This is a genomic window from Pontibacter ramchanderi (assembly GCF_002846395.1).
Lineage (GTDB): Bacteria > Bacteroidota > Bacteroidia > Cytophagales > Hymenobacteraceae > Pontibacter > Pontibacter ramchanderi.
In genome coordinates this window covers 1206209-1227440 of record NZ_PJMU01000001.1, presented here as the reverse complement: position 1 = coordinate 1227440, position 21232 = coordinate 1206209, and the positions used below count along the sequence as shown (strand labels likewise).

Genomic DNA, 21232 nt, shown 5'->3' with positions numbered 1-21232 from the left:
GTGGCAGGAAGTTGCCGGGTATAACAAGAGACGTAGGCTTAAGCGCGGAAGTTTTGCACTTCCTGCAAGGCACGAGGCGATTGGGTGTTTATTTTTGAGATAACAGTGATCTCACCGGTTGCCTCCAGCACCATGGCGTCTATCTCCTTCAGGTCGCCGATGCCCTCTTTGCGTGCTCTCAGATGCAGTTCCTCCAGGGTTACCCGCGCGTGCTGCAGGGCGTCGGGTAGCACTTCACCTTTGTACAGAAGCAATGCCGGCTGACACGTGACCAGGCGTTTTACGGCCTTATACCTCACCGAGAGCCAGGTAAGCAGGTATTGCATGAAAATGAGCACCCCAAAGGACATGGCCCCGTCGGCCAGGGTTACATCTTTGTTCAGCGACACCGTGGCCAGCACCGAGCCTAGTGCCACCGTCACGATAAAGTCAAAGGCATTCATCTTGGAGAGCGTGCGCTTGCCCGACACGCGCAATAAAAAGACGATGACCAGATACGCCATGACCGTGACGGCAAACGTGCGCAAAAGGCTATCCCAGTTGTCGAAGAAGAGGTTTTCTGTCATGGGGTTTTGGCGAAGCGGCTACAGGTATAGCAGCTTATGCCATATGCAACGTAAGCCAGACAGGTATAGGTTACAATTGCCTGTGCCCGATGCATCGGTTTGTTGGGAGCTATACCTGGCCTTGCCAATCCTGCTTGCTGATGCAGTACACGTAATTGAGTTTAGGTGCTTCGCCGAAATAGGCAACTTCCTGTTCTGCAACTTTGGTGGCGCCCAGGCGACCGATGGCTATTTGGGAGCGTACGTTCACGGCCCCGATGTGGAAGTATACCTGCTTCACGAAACCGAACAGGTAGTCGAGTAGCAGGGCTTTTACAGAGAGATTGAGCCCTTTGCCCCAGTACGCACGGCCAAAGAAGGTATAGCCAATGAGGATGGTGCTGTCCTGGGCGTTGTAGTCGTAGATGCGGGTGCTGCCTGCCAGTTGGCCGGTGGCTTTGTCGATGATTTTGAAAGCTCCTTTGCTTTGCAGGGCTCCGTCGAAAAAGGTGCGGAAAACCTCACGTTTCCACCGGTCCTTGTTTGGGTGCTGCTCCCAGATCAGCGGGTCGGAGGCCACGGCCAGCAGATCTTCAAAGTCAGGTTCCTGCAGCGGGTAGAGGATGGCTTTGTCGTTTTCGAGTACATGTGGTATGTTGATCGTCATGGCATTTCGACTTTCAGGTCTAGCTCAGGTATAGTGATTGATTTCTGGCTGGTAGGGCTTGCGAGCCAGTTGTTCGTTTGGGCTTTATCTTTTTGGGCTAACGGTTGATACATAAAGCGAGTAAGGCAAAGCCACAACTTGATTTATGTATAGTGTTATATGGCGTTGTTCTTCTTTTTTTCTTGCTCTATTTGATGCATCACATAAGACATTGCACCGCCAGCTGCCGCTATGGCAACCACACTTCCCGCACCTGTAAAATATGCTATGATTCCACCAGGTATAGCTGCCGCCAGTCCACCTATTAAGGCTGGTTTAACATACTTCAAACTATTATATTTTGTCTCCCTAAGGAGCTTTTTGTTGATAGAGGAGTAGTTTAAGTTGTCTATGATGGATTTTTTAAAATTATCTATAAAATTCTCCCAAAGCTGTTCTTCTTTCAATGTTACAGCCTGAAAGTCTGTATTAATATCAAATTCAGAATTTATTACAGAATCAGCAATTTCAATTGTTATCGTACTGTTCCACTGGAACGGGTTGAATGTGACCATATTCAAAAGTATACTGCCCCTTTTGAAAACTAATTGGTCCTTATAGTTGCTGTGTAGTTTAAACCCTTGGCTTAAGAAGTATTCTTTTACCTTTTGTGAAGCAACTTCCTTGGAGCAATCAAACTTGAAATTTAAGTTTCTTTTCATTTTTTAATTAGCATGCCATATAACTTGTTCAAAAGCGTAAACCTACGCTTATCGGCGCTGTAAATAAAGACCTACTACCGCTCACGCTCCAGCACAATCAAATCAGCCGAAGCACGATTCAAGGCGATGGGAATGTTGTTGAGTACTGCCGTGCGGATAAGTGTCTGGATATCGTGTTCGTGGCCGTGTGGGGTTTCTACATCAATGAAGAAGATCACCTTTTGGATCTGACCTTGAAGCAGACGTGCAGCCAGTAAAATGTCACCGCCGCTCGGGCCGTGTCCGAAGGGCTCCACGTTCATGTCGAGCAATTCGTTTATCAGCTTGGAAGTGTTCGTTGTGCCGACGAGTTTATAGTGACGAAGGGCCTGCTGGTTTTCTTTTACCCAGTTCAGTAGTTCGGTTTTCTTGTTGTTGTGGGCGATTAATGCAATGGTGGTTTCCATGATTCGAATGTAGAATGATTAGTTACTAGCGGCTCCGGAACGAGCGGCTAATGGTATAAGTGAAGGTACTATTTTTTGGACGAATGCAGATGCACTTAACACAAAAATAAAGCAAAAGGCCAGCACTACATGCACTGGCCTCCTGCGTTTAGCTGGTCATAAGGTTTACTCCGCAGCTATACCTGTACCGGGTGTCCTGATCACCGATCCGAAAAATATCGCATTGAAGAACAGCTTGTTGGTGCCGTACCAGGTGCCCCTGAAGTTCGGGTTGTCGGCAAACAGAATCACACGTCCCTGCCCCTGGTCGCTCACCAGTAGCGCGGCCGAGTTACTGATCTTGCGCAGGTTGCCTTTCGACACATAGCCGCTCAACCATGGGTCTTTGGTATACTGGGCCACGGTGCTGTAGGGGTTTTTGGCTGGTGTCAGGATGGTGGTGCTGTTGCGGTATACCGGCAGTTTGCGATTGGTGAAACCAAAGCCCAGCGGGTGCGAGGTGTCCAGATCCACTTCGTAAATGGAACCGCCCACCGACTGTGCGCCCTCAGTAGGCGCGGCGTTGGCAAAGTCGATGCGGGCGACTTTGCTGGCTGTGTCGCGGGCAGGGACGATCTTGCCCTGCGCTATACCTTGCTTAATGGCCCACTCCGAGGCCGACTTGAACGTGATGAGTGTGCCGCCGTCGGCAACCCAGCGCTTCAGCCTGTCGACAGCCGTTTTGTCGAGGCTGTTGTAGGCACCGCTCACGAGCACGATGGTGTTGTAGCGTGCCAGGTTGAGTCGGGCAAAAGCGCTCAGGTCTACCTTAGAGATGGGCATGTGGAGTTGCTGGTCGAGCAGGAACCACACTTCACCCACTTCATATGAGGTGATGCCCTGACCTGTGAGAATTAGTGCCTCGGGCTTTTTAAGGGTGTGAATGTTGTTGCTGCCCAGGTCAATGCCCTGCACACTCAGGCCAGTTTTCACGGAGGCAAAGCGCACCTGTTTCTTTTCAGCTACTTCCTGGATCACCTTGTATAGTGAGTCGGCGGAGATTTTCTGTGACGCCACCGGAATCGTGATGGCACCAGGTTGGTAGGCCTTGGGCCCATCGGGTGTGTTGGCCGTAAAGGGCTTGAACACGGTCTGCGTGACCACGCCTTTTTCCTGCAACAGGTAGAGCGCACCGGCGGCATTGTAATCGGCCCAGTCGAGCAGGTAGGCGTAGCGGCTTTGGGCTGGTAAGGTATGGCTGACCGTTGCGAGTTCGGTTACGCGCTTGCCTGTAGTCGCCTTTGACTTCAAACCCGCATGGGGTAGGTTGTAGGCCAGCGCCAAGGTCCAGGTAGAGGCGTCGTAAAACACGCTGTCGTCAAACTCCTTTGTCTTGGCGAAGATAGACTCTACCAGGCGATACTGTGGTTGCTCGGTCGGTACCACATAGGCTTTGCCTTTCTCGAACTTCTTGCCGTCGGCCGTGATCGATTTTTCCAGCTCGTATACCTCGATGCGGTGCGCTAGCAGTAGTTCAGTGAATTTACGTAAACGGGTCGCGTCGTAGTTCTCGCCATACACATAAGCCCGCACACCGTTCTTGCGTCCATCTGTAATGGCAGACTGGTAAAATTCGCGCTGGTGCTTGAGCAGGGTTTCGCGGTTTTCTACGGAAGCCTTTACGGTAGCCAACCCGGTGGCCAGGTGGTTGCGGATGGTAAAGGCAAAAGTCAGGACACCTAGCGAGTTCTCCTGTTTGTTGCCACGCGAGCTAGCCTGTTCAAAGGTAATGCCCACGCCGCCCTGAAAGTCCGGGTAGGTAGAGCCGTAACCCGGGTAGATGTTGTCGTATTGTTCTTTGGTGAAGTAGAGTGAGCCCAGTTCATCCAGCGCCTCCGCGTGATATTTGGCCAGCAGCACGTTCAGCCCATCGTAGGTGCTGCGCGGGATCAGGCGGTTTTCGGAGCTGTAGGGCTTGCTCGGCTCAAAGTAGTAAGTCGAGTTAGTGCCCATTTCGTGGAAGTCGATCACCACGTTCGGAAGCCACTTGTGGTAAAATTCGAGTCGGTTTTGGCTCTCCACGTGCGCAATCGGGAGCCAGTCGCGGTTCAGGTCGAACCAGTAGTGGTTGCCGCGCCCGCCCGGCCATACCTCGTTGTGCTCGCGGTCGGCCGGGTCGCTCACGGCCGGGTTGCCCTGGTGCATGTTCACCCAGTTGGTGTGGCGGTCTCGGCCATCGGGGTTCAGCGCGGGGTCGATAAACACCACCGACTCCTGCAGGTACCTTTGCGTTTCCGGATCGCGGTTGGCCACCAGGTAGTAGGCCGTCAGCATCGACACCTCGGTGCTCGACGATTCGTTGCCGTGCACGTTGTAGCCCAGGTGCACCAGCACCGGCATGTTCGCCAGGGCAGGGGCCGCTTTGGCCGGGTCGGCCAACTGCAGGTGCTCTTGCCGGATTTGCTCCAGTCTGCCATGGTTTTGCGGTGCCGTGATGGTCAGGATCACCTGCGGGCGGTGCTCGTAGGTATAGCCGATGATTTCGATGCTGGCTTTGTCGGATAAGCGGGCCAGTTCCTGCAGGTAGGCCACCACGCGGTCGTAGCGGGTCTGGCGCTCGCCAATACCGTAGCCCAGAAATTGCTCTGGCGTAGGTATAGCCGGGTCGAAATTTTTGGTTTTAGGGAAGTAGTAGCTGTTTTGTGCCACACTTGGCAGCACCAGAAGCGCCCATAACAAGAGCGTCGAGAGAAGTGCTTGCGCAGACTTCCGGAGGGTAGAATTCATGAAAACAAGGTATAGGATGAAAGAAAATTTGCGTGAACCCTGCCCGGGCTGGTGTGTCGGTACGCAGGGAGGAAAACCCCCTGGTTCAGGTCAGTAAACCACAGCAAAATGCCAGGGCCAAGGTATAGGAGAGCTGCTCCGTTGGACGGCTTTCAGGTATAGCAACCCGGATTAACCCAGGAGAAGCAAAGCCTGACTTACCTGCAACAACAGCAGGAAAGCGAATATGCACTGGAATTCAAAAAAGTAGAGATGAAGTCGTGGCGCGATAGAGTAGCGCAGAAAGATTGTTGCATGTCATTAAACTTATAGGTCCCTAAAACGGGCAGGAAGTAGCACCTGGTCTCAGACTGGTTGCTAGAGGGTCGCGGAGCCTGCTCTCTCACCTCTTCGGTATAAATTCACTGCAAAGGTATAGGCGGATACGCCAGACTTGCAAAAAAAAAAATTTTAAAACAGAAAAGAAATGTCGGGGAGGAGGTAGTTTACTCCTGTCTATACAAGTGTTGCGTGCAGGTAAATACACTGAATTTGATCTTTTTAAGCTTTGAAGTAAGTATGCTGAAAAATCTGGAGTATCACTAATTTTATTTTTGGAGAAAATATTTTTTTCTAAAAAAACTTGCATTCCTAAAAATTGTCGCCTTACCTTTGCAGCATCTTTATCGAAGATTTATAAAGAAGAGGTGAGAGAGCAGGCTCCGCGACCCTCTAGCAACCATCGGTGCAAGCCGGAAAAGGTGCTAACTCCTGCCCAGTTTTGGGACATATAAATTGAAACACATGAACACACCGTACTCCACCCCAGCCAGTTTATTTTCAGCCTTTTCCCCTGTCGTAGCGCCTGCTATGCGAATGTGCTGTTACTGCTGTTGTTGCTAATCCTTTCATTCTTTTTCGTTTAGTTATTCCTGGTGCCGTAGTGGTGCCTGGTTGTTGCTGAACACGTTTTCTAACCCATTCTTTTTTTTCTGATTTAACCATGGGAAATCCTATACCCCAACCCAGGCTGCGTAGCCATACGCCGGCTTTATTCGCCGGGAAGCAGCACACTGCTTTCTTCCACACCTTTTTGCCCCGCACCATGCGAATGCGCATGCGTAGCTGTTATTGCTAACGCTGCGCCTTGTAATAATCTAATATAACTCTTGTCGATTTACCCAATGGCTGCAATCCTAAAAATTGCAGGGTGGGAATACTTTGTCCAAATTTTTATAACAAAATGCAAAATCATAACACAAATAGATTCGTGCGGGTACTGCTGTCGCTTGGCCTGGTGCTGGCTACAGGTATAGCGGCCCTCGCACAGGGCACCTTAACAAGGGGTGTCGTAAAAGATGCGAAGACGGGCGAGCCGCTGATAGGCGCCCGCGTACAACTCAAAGGCTCCGACAAAGGTACCGTGACCGGTGTAGATGGCAGCTTTTCCCTGCCGGTGGAGCAGGGGCAGACACTCGTGATTTCAAGCCTGGGCTATACCCTGCGCGAAGTGAAAGTAGCGGGCGAAACAGTGCAGGTGAGCCTACAGGAAAACACCAAAGCCCTCAGCGAAGTAGTGGTGGTCGGCTACGGCACGCAGTCGCAGAAGGCGGTGTCGAGTGCCGTGACCTCGGTGAACCCAGAGGAACTGAAAGGTATACCGGCGCCATCGCCTGACCAGTTGCTGCAGGGCAAGGCCTCCGGGGTGCAGATCGCGGCGGCCAGCGGTACGCCAGGTGGCGGCATCTTTGTGCGCATCCGGGGCAACACCTCCATCAACGCCAGCAACGAGCCACTCTATGTGGTGGACGGCGTTTTCATCAATAACCAGTCGCTTTCAGGATTGAGCCTGGGCGGGCAGACCACCAACCCGCTGGCCGACCTGAACCCGGCCGACATCGAGAGCATCGAAATCCTGAAAGACGCGAACGCCACCGCCATTTACGGCGCCCGCGGTGCCAACGGGGTGGTGCTGATCACGACCAAGCGCGGCAAGACCAATGCCGGGACCAAGATCAATTTCCAGTCCTACGCAGGTATAGCGAAAGCTCCCAAGATTTACGAAACCGTGAATGCACAGCAGGAAGCGGAGCTCATCAACGAGACGTTCCTGAACGATGGGGGCAATCCAGCCTTGGTGCCGTTCCGCCCAAGAAGCGAGGGAGGCCTGGGCACGCCGCAGGAGCAAACCACTTATTCACGCATACCCGACGTGTTCCGCACGGCCCGTACGCAGAGCTACGACCTGTCGGCTTCCGGTGGGGGCGCTTCCAACCGCTTCTTCCTGGGCGGGGGCTACTTCAAGCAGGAGGGCATCGTGAAGCCTGCCGCCTTTGAGCGCTTCAGCGGTCGTTTCAATTACGATCACCTCGTGAACAAGCGCCTGACCATCGGCACCAGCACCACCGTATCGTACAGCCAGCGCAACCAGAGCCGCAACGACGACAGTGCCCAGGGGGTGATCAACTCGGCCCTGTACGTGCCCACCTACCTACCGGTGATTAACGAAGACGGCAGCTATGCCCGCCACTCTATCTTCGACAACCACCTGGCCCTGATCGATAACCTGAATATCAAGGGGGAAAGCAGCCGCCTGATCTCGAACCTGTATGGCGAGTACGAAGTGCTGGATGGCCTGACCTTTAAATCGAGCTGGAGCCTGGACTACAACAACTACTCCGACAAGGTATACAACAACACGCAGATCAGTGTGGGCCTGCCAGCCGGTAATGCCAGCCGTGTGGATACCCGCCTCGTGACTTTGCTGAACGAACAGTTGCTGACCTACAACAAGCGCTTCGGCAGCGACCATTTCCTGAACGTGCTCCTGGGTAACACTGTGCAGCAGACCAGGTATAACACGCTGTCGCTGACCGGCCGCAACTTCCCGAGCGACGACTTCCAGGAGATAGCCTCTTCGTCGCTGCAAACCGGCTCCACCAACTCGAGCCAGAACGGCCTGGTATCCTTCTTTTCGCGGGCCGGCTATACCTACAAAGACAGGTATAGCGTGGACGGCAGTGTGCGTGCCGACGCGTCTTCACGCTTCGGAGCCGCCAACCGCTGGGGTGTATTCCCATCGCTGGGTGCTTCCTGGATTGTCTCGGAAGAAGCCTTTGCCCAGGACCTGCCTTTCGATTTGATAAAGCTCCGTGCTAACATCGGCCTGACCGGTAACCAGAACGGCATCAACGACTTTGCCTCGCTGGGCTTGTGGCGTGCCGGCCGCAACTATGACGGGCTGCCCGGCATCAGCCATCAACAGCTGGCCAACCCGGACCTGAAGTGGGAGACTACCCGCCAATGGAACGTGGGCCTCGACCTGGCCTTGCTGCAAAACCGCCTGAAACTCGAAGCCAACTACTATAACAAGTATACCCGCGATCTACTTTTAGAAGTGCCGGTGGCGGCCAAGACAGGCTTTAGCAGCGTGTTCGAGAACCTGGGTGAGATCAGCAACAAAGGAGTGGAGTTGAACATCTCCTCCACCAACATCGCGCAAGATGACTTCACCTGGACAACCAGCCTGAACATCGCCCGCAACGTGAACCGCATCGAGAAGCTACCAATCCCGATCAACCAGCACTCCCGCGACTGGATACGCATGGAGGAGGGCGGCCAGGTATACGCGTTCTGGGTATACCGCCAGCTCTACGTGGACCCGCAGACAGGCGACGCCGTGTACGACGACGTGGACCAAAATGGTGTGATCAACGTGGCAGACCGCCAGATCGCGGGCAATGCCGCACCTGATTTCTTCGGCGGCCTGAACAACCAGCTCAACTACAAGCGCTTCGACCTGGGGGCCCTGTTCTACTTCGAGTACGGCAACGACATCCTCAACCTGAACCGCTTCTTTATGGAGCACGGCGGCACCCGCAACGGCTCCATCACGTTTTTGCCGGGCCAGCTGGACCGCTGGCAGCAGCCAGGCGATGTGACCGATGTGCCGCGCCTGACCCGTGTTGGCAACAACTACAACCTGCCAAGCAGCCGATTTATCGAGGACGGTTCGTTCCTGCGCCTGCGCTCCGTTACGCTGGGCTATACCGTGCCGGCAGAAGTGCTCAACAGGTATAAGATTGCCAACCTGCGCCTCTATGTGTCCGGCACCAACCTCTGGACGCTGACCAACTACAGCGGCCTGGACCCGGAGGTGAACGTGGCCGGCAATAACCAGAACGTGCGCGGCATCGACCATGCCGTAGTGCCACAGCCGAGGGCCTTTCAGGCAGGCATCAATGTAACTTTCTAAAACATAAAAACTCCGGCTGTGAGGTCGGCTATACCTGTCACACTGTAAGCTAACTAAATAGCCGGAGTCTATTAACGAAGCGAATAAACATGAAATTTCTACTGAATAACTATAAAGCACTCGCACTGGCCCTGTTGGTAACACTCTCCGGCTGCGACAACATCCTGGAGCCACAGCCCCGCCTCGACATCTCCTCCGAGCTGTCCATCACCGACAAGCGTGGGGCGGAAGCGGCCCTGCTCGGTGCCTACAGCGAACTCCAGAGTAACAGCTACTACGGCTTTGAGTACCCGGCGCTGGCCTATCTCTCTGCCGACGAAGTAAACTGGTCCGGTTCTTTCAACTTTTACCAGCAGTTCGACCTGAACGCCATCACTGCCGAGAACAGCTCCATCAAGTCCGTGTGGAGCCAGATCTACCGGGTGGTGAACGTTTCCAACAACCTTATCGACAAGGTGCCGGGCATACAGGACCGCAACCTGACGGAGGTGCAGCGCCAGAAGATCCTGGGGGAGGCCTACTTCCTGCGTGCCCTCGCTTACTTTGACCTGGGCCGTGCCTGGGGCGGGGTGCCGCTGGTGCTGCAGCCCACCAAGGACAAGAACAGCGGAAAGGGTATCGGGCGGTCTTCGCTCGAGCAAACCTACGCCCAGGTGCTGGCCGACCTGGAGCAGGCCGAGCTGTTGTTGCCAACTTTGAGCGTTCGGTCCAGGGCCTCAAAAGAAGCGGTGTGGGCCCTGAAAGCCAGGCTATACCTGTACCAGCAAAACTGGGACAAGGCGGAGGAATTCGCCACGCTGGTTCTCAACAACGGCAAGACGCGTCTGGTACAGCCCTACAGTGCCTTCTATACCGGCAAGCTGACCGAGGAGAGCATCCTGGAACTAGTGTACGACAACGCCGACCGCAACTCCCACGCCAACTATTGGCTCACCAGCAGCCGCGGCGGCCGTTACGAATGGAAGCCATCAGCCAGCATCACGCAGGACCTGCGCAACCCGGCCATCGGCGGCAGCAGAAGTGCCCTGATCGGATCGCAGGTGAACGGGAGCACAGAAACCGTTTTCGGGCAGAAGTACACCAAAATCGCGACGGGTGAAGACGGGGCTTTTATCCTGCGCATCGCCGAGCAGTACCTGATCCGGGCCGAAGCGAGACTGCGACAAAACAATCTGGCAGGCGGCCTGGAAGACCTGAACCTGGTGCGAAAGCGGGCTGACTTGCAATCCCTGGTGACAGCCGACGTGGCGGCTGCCTTGCTGGCTGTGGAGCAGGAGCGCAAAGTGGAGTTGGCCTTTGAAGGGCACCGTTGGTTCGACCTGATCCGGACGGGCAGGGCACAGGCGGTGCTAGGTATAGCGGACCCGAACAAGCTCCGCTTCCCAATCCCGAACAGCGAGATTCTGGCCGACCCGGATCTGGGGCCGCAAGACCAAAACCCGGGTTACTAGACTTACTCCACACCAGGAGTGGAAGGCGTGGCATCTTGACGGAGATGTCGCGCCTTCCGCTTCAATTTTTCGTTCATACACATTAACATGCAGCACATTCAGAAGAGTGGCGGAACGGCCCTGGTCCCGTTCCTGATTTTTGTTTTTACTTTTTTAGGAGCCGGCATCTTGCTCGACGACTTTTATGCCATGCCTTCTCCCGTGGCCGTGGTCATTGGCATCATCTCCGCTTTCTTTATTTTGAAAGGCTCTATCAATGCTAAAGTGGAGGCCCTGATCCGCGGCTGCGGCGATACCAGGATCATGACCATGTGCCTGATTTACCTGCTGGCCGGTGCCTTTGCTACTGTTTCCAAAGCCGTAGGTGGAGTAGACGCTACGGTTAACCTGGGGCTTAGTCTGCTTCCGGTGGAGTACCTGGCACTGGGCATTTTTCTGCTGGCCGCTTTTCTTTCCACGGCTACCGGTACCTCAGTAGGCTCCATTGTGGCTTTGGGACCCATTGCGGTAGGGCTGGCCGAGCAGAGCCATATCGCCTTGCCGCTGCTGCTGGGCGCTTTGCTGGGCGGTGCCATGTTCGGCGACAACCTTTCCTTCATTTCTGATACCACCATTGCGGCTACCCAGACGCAGGAGTGCAGCATGAAAGATAAGTTCCGGGTGAACATGCTTATTGCCGGACCAGCCGCTTTGATCACCATATTATTCTTACTAATCGCCGGGCAATACCCATCTGCCGCTGTGGAAGTACCGGCGGTTCTAGGCGACTTTATGTTCTGGCAGATCGCGCCATACCTGTTGGTGATCGTGCTGGCGGTGATGGGCGTAAACGTGTTTGTGGTGCTGACCATCGGAACTATCGCTTCTGGTGTGGTAGGGTTGGCGTATGGCAGTCTGGATGTGCTGGTGTTCAGCAAAAAGGTATATGAAGGCTTTACGGGCATGTTCGAGATTTTCCTGCTCTCCATGCTCACCGGTGGCCTGGCTGAAATGGTGCGTGAAGCAGGCGGTATCCAGTTCCTGCTGGAGAAAGTCACAGGTGCGATCAAAGGCAACCGCTCGGCGCAACTAGGTATAGGTGCATTGGTAGGAGGCACCAATGCCGCTATCGCCAACAACACGGTTTCCATTGTCGTGACGGGCCCGGTAGCCAAAGAAATCAGCCGCAGCTACCAGGTAGATAAACGCAAAGCTGCTGCCCTGCTGGATATTTTCTCCTGCGTGGTGCAGGGCTTATTGCCTTACGGGGCTCAAATCCTGATCCTGCTTAGTTTTACCAACGGGACAGCCTCTTTTGCAGACATCTGGGCCAATGCCTGGTACCTGTACCTGCTGTTGCTGTTTAGCCTGCTGGCCATTTTTACCCCTTTTGTCGACCGCTTCCTTAGTAAACAACCTGCTGCTGCCCGTGTTGCAGCTTAGAATTTCACTTTTAGCCAAACGAAAAGCCCCACCAACAGCTGTCGGTGGGGCTTTTAATTTAAGCCCAGGTGGAGGGGCCTTTTATTATCCCGTTTGTGTTAAAAGGTGGCAGATATCAGAGTTGTTTGTGTGTCATTTATTCCGGCTGAAAACCGCTCAGGTTCTCCATGTATTTCTGGCCCGAACCGGTGTTGAGCAGCAGAATTTCTTCGTCGTATTGAATGAAGCCTGTGTCCAGTAGTTTGCGGGCGGCCATCCAGACGGCGGCTCCTTCGGGCGCCACAAAGAGTCCTTCGCTGGAGCCAAGCTCTTTCAAACCGGTTATCATTTCCTGTTCGCTGATGCTGATGGCCGTGCCACCTGATTCCTGCAGCGTCTGCAGCATCAGCTGCTCGCCCAGCGGACGTGGTACGGCCAGACCGTTGGCGATGGTTGGCTTGCCCATGTAGTTTTGTGCGTTAGCCTGCCGGCCATAGAATGTCTCTACCAGCGGGCGGCAGTTTTCGGCCTGCACGGCTACCATGCGCGGGAGTTTGGCGTCCTCCGGCAACCACCCTATTTTCTTCATTTCCCGGAAAGCTTTCCAGATACCGATCAGTCCGGTGCCCCCACCGGCAGGGTATAGGATCACATCCGGCAGTTGCCAGTTGCCTTGTTCGGCAATTTCGTAGCCCATGGTTTTCTTGCCTTCCAGGCGGTAAGGCTCTTTCAAGGTCGAAACGTCCAGCAGTTCGCCTGCAGTGTTGAGTTCTTTCACTTTGGCGGCGCAATCATTGATCAGTCCGTCTACCTGCACCACCTCGGCACCGTACCAGTAGCACTCATCCCGGAACGCTTTCGGCGTGTGGCGGGGCATCACCACGGTGGCGCGCATACCTGCCTTGGCGCAGTAAGCAGCCATTGCCACGCCGGCGTTACCGGCTGTAGGTATAATGCAGCCCTCCACGCCATGCTCTTTGGCTTTTGAAATGGCCATGCTCAGGCCGCGGGCCTTAAACGAACCGGTTGGGTTCTGGCCCTCGTCTTTCAGCAACAGACTGCGCAGCTCGTACTTTCTGGCCAGGTTAGCCAGTTGCAGGATGGGGGTATAGCCTTCGCCCAGGCTCACGATGTTTTCTTTGTGCAGCACAGGCAGCATTTCGAGGTAGCGCCACATGGTGCCTTCGCGGGTGAGCAAAGCCTCTTTTTCGGGCAGTACGTCGGGCGCATAGCCAGCCAGTAGCGGCATTTGGCAGCAGGCCGAAACCGTTTGTTTTTCGAAAGGTGAGTAAAGAGCGCCACAATTGGAGCAGGTCAAACTACTCAGGTGACTTATAAGAGGTTGAAGCGTCGTTTTCATATCAGTATCTACGGCAAATTGCACCGCTGATATGACCAAACAAAATAGATATAAGGAATAGGCTATTCCATTTTGGAATAGTAGCGTTTGGTAAACTGAATGAAATTTTTGTAAGGGAAATTGTTCTCCGTGCCCTTACGCTGAATGAAGTTGAAGCTCCGTTTGATGGTGAGTCCGTTTATCGGCACCTGTACCAATTCACCCGACTGCAGCTCCTTGATCACTGCCTGCCGGGGTAGGAAGGAAAGGCAGGTATCAACCCGCACAAAATTTTTGAGGGCCTCCGTGCCACCCAACCTTATTTTGATGGGAAGTTCGTTGAGCTTCACTTGTTTCTGCTCCAAAGCCAGCTCCAGCACGGCCAGGGTTCCCGAACCGCGCTCGCGCAGCGCCAGCGGAATGTCGTACAGGTCGCGTATCTCGAGCTGTTGCTTTTTGAGCGGATTACGGGATGAGCAGACCGCGATCACCTCGTCTGTGAGGAAAGGGATATAGGTCACGTTGCTCACCTTGTTGATGCCCTCCACAATGCCCAGGTCGATTTCGTGGTCGAGGAGCGCTTTGAGGATGTTCTCGCTGTTCCGGTTCTTGAGGTCGAGTTGCACGTTGGGGTTCTTCTGCAGGTAGGCCGAGAGCACTGGTGGCAGGATGTAGAGCGAGATGGTAGTACTGGCCCCCAGCACCATGTTCACCTGTGGCGAGAAACTCTCGCTGAGCTGTTTGAAGTCCTGGTAAAGCTCGTGCTGCAGTTGTTTGGCAGCCAAAAGTTTATCGTACAGCAGCTTGCCAGCCGGAGTCAGGACCACGCTGTTGCCAAGTCGCTCAAAAAGGCCGGTTTTATAGAACTCCTCCAGCGCCTTGATGTGCTTGCTGATGGCGGACTGGCTGATAAAGAGCGTCTGGCTGGCTTTGGTGAAGCTCAGCAGCCGCGCCACTTCCATAAAAATCTCGTGCCTGTGAGAAAGCATACCTGTTCGTTAGCGTGTATGCAAGTATAACGAAATGCCTTGTGGTTTGGAAGTGGGCCTTATTGCTGTTGTGCCGTGATCTGGTTGACCAATTCTTCGTCGCTAACAGCTTCCAGCCAGTCCTTGGGCAGCTGCAGCCGCACGGTCTGGGCGCCGCCGCTTGGGGTGCAAACCACCGTTACCTCGCCGTTTGTGTCTTCGGTCAGCTCGGCTGCCTTGTCGGCATTTTCTTTTGAAATGGTGCCATAGGCCTGCACGCAGGTCCAGGTGGTGTTTTCGTTGTCAGTTACTTCTCTTTGGGTCATCGTTCGTGTTTTAAGGTATAGACTATACTGGAATTGGAGAAATAGGGTACGGCAAGTGCAAAAAAATCCCCGCCTGTGCGCTACAAGCGGGGATTTTCAAATCTGGAACACTGAGAGGCTCTATTGCACCCTAATAAGGCGCAGGTGGTCGATCATGGCCTGGTTCACTTCGCCGTTCATGTTCTCGTTTTGTGGCTCAAAGCTGAGCGATAGCTGGTTAGTGCCTTTGTTGAGCTGCACCCATACCTTGTTGCTGTAACCCCAGTCGCTCCACTCGCCAATGCCGCGCTGCGGCAGCACGATGGTGCCTGCTAACTCCTTGCCCTTGCGAAGGGTGCGAAGAGCGGCTTTGTTGTCGGTGTTGATCGGGCCGTTGCCGTTAGCATAGCGGAAGTCGATGGCGTAAAGGCCGGACTGTGGCGCGTTCACTTTGAAGCTGATGGTCGCGTTGGTTTTTTGGCTCACTTCCACAAAGCCCTTGCCGGTGTAGCCTTTGTAAGATTGTTTGGCTGGTGTAGCAGCAGCTTCGGCTTCGTATACCTGTTCGAGCGCGGCTGGGTAGACCGCCACTGGCTCACTGGCAAAAGAACCGAAACCAGCTGCATCGGTCGCTATTACCTGGTACTCGGCGTAGCCGTCTGGCTGCACAGCTATACCTGTCTCAGTGGTTTGCTGCAGCGGCTTGCCGTTTCTGAACACGGTATAGCTCACCGCGCCTTCCACTGGCTGCCAGCTATACCTGCCCTTAGCAAAGGTGGCGGTAGGAGTTGGCGGTGATACATGGTGGGCTACTTTGTTCTGCTTTCCTTTGTCATCAATTGCATCACTCAGCACGATCTTTACCGTATGGCGGCCCGTGAGCGAGGCAGGTATAGCGGCTCCTTCCAGTGCCTGTCCCTCCATCGTGATACTCCGGATACTATTGCCGAAACCTTCCATCTCGATGTCGAGCATGGCGTTCCGATACCTGAAATTGCTGAGGCTGCGCTTGCCTTTGTAGAGTTCGGGCACAAAGGGCTTGAACACCAGTTGGTCAGCCTGAAAATCCATCCCGAAAAACAGTTTATACGCCATGCCCAGCATGCCGCCCACGCTCCAAAGTTGGCGGTCGGAGTTAACCTGGGTGCCGGCATAGTCGCCGTTGCTGGCAACAAAGTTTTCCTTGTTGGTGAGGAACAGGGCAGCCGGACGGTACATGGCATTCAGGCTCTCCACAGTAGCGGTTTCGTTGCCGGCTTTGGCGGCGGCCAGCGTCCAGTAAGCCTGCACGAAGGGCCAGATACCGTTGTTGTGGTATGGCGGCATGTTCGGGATTTGCGGGAAAATGCTTGGGACACCAAACTCGTAAACCGGCGTACTGGCCACGATCTGTTTAGCCCTGTCGCCATCGGCAATGCCAAAGAGCACGGTCAGCGCCTCACCCAGCGCCTCAGATCTCGGGGAGAGTGACAGGTAGTTGCGGCCGTACAGGTACTGCCCGTAATAGCCTTTATCCTCTTGCCAAAGCTGCTCGTTTATACCTTCCTTGATGCGCTGGGCTAGTTGGCTATACCTGTCGGCTGCCCGTTTGTCGTTTAGCATCGTCGCCATCTGGCTCAGTAGTACATTGGCCTGATAATGAACGGCGTTCGTGCCCAGGTTCTGCGAAGCGTAAATGTCGGCTGGCTGCATCCATTTCGGGTAAGTTTGCTCACGCCAATCCAGGAAGGACGACTCACCGCGCATCAGGTTCGTCTTCTGGTCGAAGGCGTTGAGCAAATCATCTTCCATCGAGTTGCGGGTGATCTCGTAGGCCTGGCGCAGCCAGTTCTGGTCGCCGGTCACGGTATAGATTTCCCAGGCAGCGGTAGCCCACACAATGCGGTCCGTCGACACCGGGTAGGCACCGCCGGTGCCGGTATCCTGGATGATGCGCTTGTTTTTCACTTTGCGCATCAGGCTTTTGCGGGCTACCTCCGGCTCAATGGCGGCTAGCCCTGACACCAGGGCATAGCTGATGTCGCGGGTCCACACACCGGCCCATTCTTTTCCGGTCCGGAACGTACTGTCAGACTCGATGTTCTTCACCACTTCCTCCAGCGTCATGTTGTAAAGGGCATCGGTGAGCAGGTAATCCGATTTGTATTGCGGATAGTGGTCGATCTTTGAACTCAACTTCCAGTGCGAAGCCGTGAATTTCTCCTCACGGTGGGCGTTCATGGTGAGCGTCACTTCGTAAATGCCATCCCCATCCGGGTCCTCCAGCTGCATCCCTTCGCGACTCGCCAGGTTGTCGAAATCCCAGGAGAGAGGGGAGGAGTTGCCCGCAATGTAGACGCCCTTGAAATCATCTTTGTATACCTTACTCCCATTGTAAGCCGTGTAGAAACCGTCTTTCTCAAAGGCGGCCAGCACTTCCCGCATGTCCACGCGCACGGTCAGCGGCGTGTTCGGAGGCAAAAAAGCTTTTGGTGGTGCTGGGGCTGTGGCCTTCAGCTGCTGCCCAAATTTAATGATCGGTGTTTCGCAGCTTCCGCCTTCCTCGGCCAGGCAGATGAACTGGTGGTCCATCCCCGGTGGCATCTCGTTGTCTTTGCTGTTGATGCTGAACTTGAAGAGCACCTCCGGCGACTGGAACTCATTGGCCGGGCTTTGGTAGCTAGAGGTGATCTCGGTTGGGGAAATGGCTTTTGCTATGTAGCTGCCTTGGGTAATGGCGTCGTGGAATACGTTGTAGCTGTTTGATTCCCAAATAGCTGCTGTGACTACCTGTGATTCCGAAACGCCTAAGTCAGGCTGCTGTGTTTTGCAGGCTGTTGCCGTTAGCAGTGCTGCCAAGCCCAGGGTATGTATGTAATAGTGTTTTTTCATGGTCAATCTTTGTAATGTATTATACCTGTGTTTGTTGCAGGTATAGCGGATTTTGCTATTGCATAGCTGGCTTTTGCCCTGGCCGGGCGGGCCTTACTTTTTTCCTTGATGAAAAGAAAGAGGGCCCCTACCCCCAGTAAGCAAAAAAATCAAGACGCTCCAAACTCGCTGACCGCTCAAACAGTGGAGCGTCAAAAAGCGCACCTGGCACTGCTGTCTGCTGCGTAGTAGACGTGCAAGTTAGTCTTGCTATACCTGCCAGTGGTCTGTGACAGAAACAACAAAGCTTATACCTTCAAATGGCAGTAACAGCAAGTCCCCCTTTGAAGGCAGGGCCGTTAAGTTCTACCAAATTCTCCCCTTGAGGGGAGCGCAGAGGGGTGTTCTTGCTGCGGACGAATCTCAAACAAGACAATCAATGGCATTATAGCACCGAATTGACACCCCTATAATCCCCTCAAGGGGATAGTTTTTGCAGAACTTAACGGCCCTGCCCTTCGAAGGGGGCAGGTGGATGTTGACCTTGCACCGGAATCCTGTAAATCTTCTAATCCTGAAAATCCTGATTCAGCCAACTACTCCTGTGTAGCAATTAAGACACTCGCAGGTCTGGAAGACGCTGCGAGGTCAGGGCACCTTGCTCCATTCCAGCACCTACTCCTTCACCTCAAACTTATAAACCGTTGTCTCACTATACTTCTCTCCTGGCCTGAGTATTGTCGAAGGGAAGCTCTTCTGATTCGGGGAATCGGGGAAGTGCTGGGCTTCGAGGCAGAGGCCGGCGTAGCGGTTGTAGGTCGTGTTGTTGTGGCCGGTCAGGGTACCGTCGAGGTGGTAGGCGGTGTAGAACTGGATGCCGGGCTGCGTGGTCTGCACCTGCATGACGCGGCCTGTGCTTGGGTCCTCTACCGTGGCAGCATGTACCAGTTTGTCACCTCCGTTGCGCACCACGTAGTTCAGGTCATAACCGTAGCCCTGCAGGTTCTCGATGCGGTCCCCAACACGGGTGGACGTCGTGAAATCGTAGGGCGTGCCTTTCACTGGAGCAAGCTCGCCGGTAGGTATAAGCGTTTCGTCAGAGGCTGTAAACTGATCGGCATTGATCTTCACGATGTGGTTGAGGATGTCCTTTTCCTTGCCCGCACTCAGATTGAAATAACTGTGATTGGTCAGGTTAACCGGTGTAGCCTTGTCGGTAGTGGCCTCGTAGTCGATCTTCAGGGCGTTGAAGCCGGTCAGGGTATAGGTGACCACGACGGTTAGATTGCCGGGGTAGCCTTCTTCGCCGTCCTTGCTCACGTAGGTTAGCCGGATGGCGTTTTGCTTTTGCAGCGGCTCGGCCTGCCACACCACCCTGTCGAAACCCGTGATGCCGCCGTGCAGGTGGTTGGGCTTGTCGTTTACCGCCAGGGTATACTCTTGCCCGTCCAGAGTGAACTTGCCTTTGGCGATGCGGTTGGCGTAGCGCCCGACAATGCCGCCAAAATGCGGATCGTTAGGGATATAGCCGTCCACACTGTCAAAGCCGAGGGCTACTTCGCCAAAGTTGCCATCCCGGTCTAGTGTTTGGATAGACGTCACGATGGCGCCGTAGTTGGTGACCTTCACGGTCATGCCACTGGCATTGGTTAAGGTATAGAGCTGCACTTGCTGCCCGTTGGGTGCGGTGCCGAATGGCTCAGATTTTATCTCCATGTTAATTGCATTTTCAGAACTATAGCTATGCCCGGGCAGGCCCGGCTTGCCACCGCAGCCCATTAAAGTAGCGGTAGCCAGGCTGCCCAACAAAGTTACGAAGCGCAAGGAACAGTAGGCTTTAGGTTTCATCATAAACGAATGGCAGATTAGGTTTATTTCCGAAGGACAAGAGAGCTGTATGGCGGCATCATTGCCTCACCTTTGTTTAGGCTTGCGCCATTGTGCTGGTGCATTAGCTGCGTGTGCTCCTTCAAGCCAGCAGGTATAGCCACGCTCACTTCGCTGCCTGAGAGGTTGTGCAGCACTAGCACCGACTCAGCATCCTGGGTGCGCAGGAAGGCGCTAACGGCCCTGTTATTCACGTTCACGGGCTCCAACTCACCAAGAGTAAGCGCCTTGCTGTTGTTGCGCAACCGGATATAGGCCTTGTAATGGTTGAGGATGGAGTTGGGGTCCTGTAATTGCTGTGCCACTGGCTGCACCTTTTGCTCAGTGCTGTATTCGGGCTTCAACCAGGTTGTTCTGCACGCGTCGTTGGTTTTCGTATCCCATAGGAAGGGCTCCCGAATCTGCTCGTCCGGCTTTTTGCCCTGCATCCCGATCTCCTCGCCATAATACACATAAGGGGCGCCTGGTAAGGTAAACAGCAAGGCTGCTGCCACTTTCGCCTTGTTCACATCGCCGTTCACTTCGCTCATGATGCGGTTCTGGTCGTGGTTGCTCAAAATGGTGGCGTCCACAAAGTCGGGGGTCACCTGGCGGTAGGTATTGGTGATGCGGTCGTGGTGGATCGCCAGTGAGTCGCCGTTGCCAGACTTCAGGGCATCGAGTATTTTCCAGCTCATCTCAAAGTTAAAGAGGGCGGGTAAGCCTTTGGTATAAGGCGCCACCACATCGGCCTCGGCCCAAACTTCGCCTACCAGGTATACATCCGGTTTCACTTGCTGCATCTCAGCCCTGAACTCCTGCCAGAACTGGTGGTTGTCCTCCGGGCGGTCGTCCGGGAAAATATGGCGGGCCGCATCGAGACGAAAGCCATCCACACCCACCTCCTCCAGCCAGTAGCGACCGATTTTGTACACCTCCTGCCGCACTTTCGGATTGTCGAAGTTGAGGTCGGGCATACCGCCCCAGAAGTAGCCGAAGTATTTGTAATCGCTGCCCGGCACCTCGTGCCAGTGCTGCACGTTGTGGGAGTCGTCGCCGGTGGTTTTGCCCTCGCCTTTGGTCTGCGGATCGTCTTTATGCGCCCACACGTAGTAGTCGCGGTAAGGGCTCTTTTCGTCTTTTGCCGCCTCTAAAAACCAGGGATGCTGGTTGCTGGAATGGTTCACCACCAGGTCGATCACTACCTTGATATTGCGCTTGTGTGCCTCCTTCACGAAGGCTTTAAAATCCTCCATCGTGCCGTAATCGGGGTGAATGCCTGTATAATCCGTCACGTCGTATTTGTGGTAGGAAGGAGAGGGGCTCATCGGCATCAGCCAGATGTTCTCTATCCCCAGCTCCGCCAGGTAATCGAGCCTGGAGGTCATGCCTTTGATGTCGCCGATGCCGTCGTTGTCGGAGTCGCAGAAGGACTGCACAAAGATCTCATAGCTTACGGTGCGCGGCCATTCGCTGGCTTTGGCTTCGGTCTTAGTTCCGGACTCACCGTCGACTACGGTAGGTGTGCTGCAACCTGTCGCCAGGTATAGCGCAGGTATAAGCAGGAGTTGATGCAGGTTTCGTTTTTTCATGTTTGTGTATGTTTAGCCATAATAGCCAGTGACGATAATCTTGTGGCTGTGTGTCCAGGGTTTTAGCTTTGGTTCAGGAGGGCTTTACATAGAAAACCCGA

At 54.3% G+C, this 21232-nt stretch carries 15 protein-coding genes and 2 riboswitches; of the genes, 3 read left to right on the top strand and 12 right to left on the bottom strand.

Annotation, left to right across the window (positions count from 1 at the left end):
• Positions 1 to 38: 38 nt before the first annotated feature.
• The 6 genes from BD749_RS05175 to BD749_RS19230 form a co-directional block, all read right to left on the bottom strand.
• Entirely contained in the window at positions 39 to 566 is a 528-nt protein-coding gene (locus BD749_RS05175; protein ID WP_101443277.1) for a DUF421 domain-containing protein, read from the bottom strand.
• 109 nt (positions 567 to 675) lie between these two features.
• Entirely contained in the window at positions 676 to 1212 is a 537-nt protein-coding gene (locus tag BD749_RS05170) for a GNAT family N-acetyltransferase (RefSeq protein WP_101443276.1), read from the bottom strand.
• 155 nt (positions 1213 to 1367) lie between these two features.
• A complete protein-coding gene (locus BD749_RS05165; protein ID WP_101443275.1) occupies positions 1368 to 1913 on the bottom strand; it encodes a hypothetical protein in 546 nt (181 codons plus the stop codon).
• A 74-nt stretch (positions 1914 to 1987) separates the two neighbouring features.
• Complete coding sequence (locus tag BD749_RS05160) at positions 1988 to 2359, bottom strand: methylglyoxal synthase (protein WP_101443274.1); 372 nt, start codon at positions 2357 to 2359, stop codon at positions 1988 to 1990.
• 165 nt (positions 2360 to 2524) lie between these two features.
• The gene (locus tag BD749_RS05155; protein WP_101443273.1) at positions 2525 to 5125 is read right to left on the bottom strand and encodes a M14 family metallopeptidase; all 2601 of its coding nucleotides are present in this window, start codon (positions 5123 to 5125) and stop codon (positions 2525 to 2527) included.
• A gap of 303 nt (positions 5126 to 5428) precedes the next feature.
• Positions 5429 to 5527: riboswitch (SAM riboswitch) on the bottom strand.
• Between the two features lie 268 nt (positions 5528 to 5795).
• A riboswitch (SAM riboswitch) is annotated at positions 5796 to 5901 on the top strand.
• Positions 5902 to 5944: 43 nt separating this feature from the next.
• On the bottom strand, positions 5945 to 6223 hold the full coding sequence (locus tag BD749_RS19230) for a hypothetical protein (RefSeq protein ID WP_143741232.1): 279 nt from the start codon (positions 6221 to 6223) through the stop codon (positions 5945 to 5947).
• Between the two features lie 124 nt (positions 6224 to 6347).
• Here BD749_RS19230 and BD749_RS05150 point away from each other — a divergent pair, with 124 nt between their 5' ends.
• The 3 genes from BD749_RS05150 (at position 6348) to BD749_RS05140 (ending at position 12232) form a co-directional block, all read left to right on the top strand.
• Positions 6348 to 9359 (top strand): SusC/RagA family TonB-linked outer membrane protein, encoded by a 3012-nt coding sequence (locus BD749_RS05150; protein WP_245868736.1) that lies wholly within the window; start codon positions 6348 to 6350, stop codon positions 9357 to 9359.
• An 89-nt stretch (positions 9360 to 9448) separates the two neighbouring features.
• A complete protein-coding gene (locus BD749_RS05145; RefSeq protein WP_101443271.1) occupies positions 9449 to 10810 on the top strand; it encodes a RagB/SusD family nutrient uptake outer membrane protein in 1362 nt (453 codons plus the stop codon).
• A gap of 87 nt (positions 10811 to 10897) precedes the next feature.
• On the top strand, positions 10898 to 12232 hold the full coding sequence (locus tag BD749_RS05140) for a Na+/H+ antiporter NhaC family protein (RefSeq protein WP_101443270.1): 1335 nt from the start codon (positions 10898 to 10900) through the stop codon (positions 12230 to 12232).
• A 136-nt stretch (positions 12233 to 12368) separates the two neighbouring features.
• Here BD749_RS05140 and BD749_RS05135 read toward each other — a convergent pair whose 3' ends face one another.
• From BD749_RS05135 to BD749_RS05110, 6 genes are all read right to left on the bottom strand, one after another.
• Positions 12369 to 13571, bottom strand: a complete 1203-nt coding sequence (locus tag BD749_RS05135) for a threonine synthase (protein WP_101443628.1) — start codon at positions 13569 to 13571, stop codon at positions 12369 to 12371.
• Between the two features lie 62 nt (positions 13572 to 13633).
• On the bottom strand, positions 13634 to 14539 hold the full coding sequence (locus BD749_RS05130; protein ID WP_101443269.1) for a LysR family transcriptional regulator: 906 nt from the start codon (positions 14537 to 14539) through the stop codon (positions 13634 to 13636).
• Between the two features lie 59 nt (positions 14540 to 14598).
• Positions 14599 to 14844, bottom strand: a complete 246-nt coding sequence (locus tag BD749_RS05125; protein ID WP_101443268.1) for a hypothetical protein — start codon at positions 14842 to 14844, stop codon at positions 14599 to 14601.
• A 120-nt stretch (positions 14845 to 14964) separates the two neighbouring features.
• Entirely contained in the window at positions 14965 to 17694 is a 2730-nt protein-coding gene (locus BD749_RS05120) for an alpha-L-rhamnosidase-related protein (protein ID WP_101443627.1), read from the bottom strand.
• A 654-nt stretch (positions 17695 to 18348) separates the two neighbouring features.
• On the bottom strand, positions 18349 to 19524 hold the full coding sequence (locus BD749_RS05115; protein ID WP_101443267.1) for an aldose epimerase family protein: 1176 nt from the start codon (positions 19522 to 19524) through the stop codon (positions 18349 to 18351).
• Positions 19525 to 19544: 20 nt separating this feature from the next.
• Positions 19545 to 21131 (bottom strand): alpha-amylase family glycosyl hydrolase, encoded by a 1587-nt coding sequence (locus tag BD749_RS05110; RefSeq protein WP_101443266.1) that lies wholly within the window; start codon positions 21129 to 21131, stop codon positions 19545 to 19547.
• Positions 21132 to 21232: the final 101 nt, after the last annotated feature.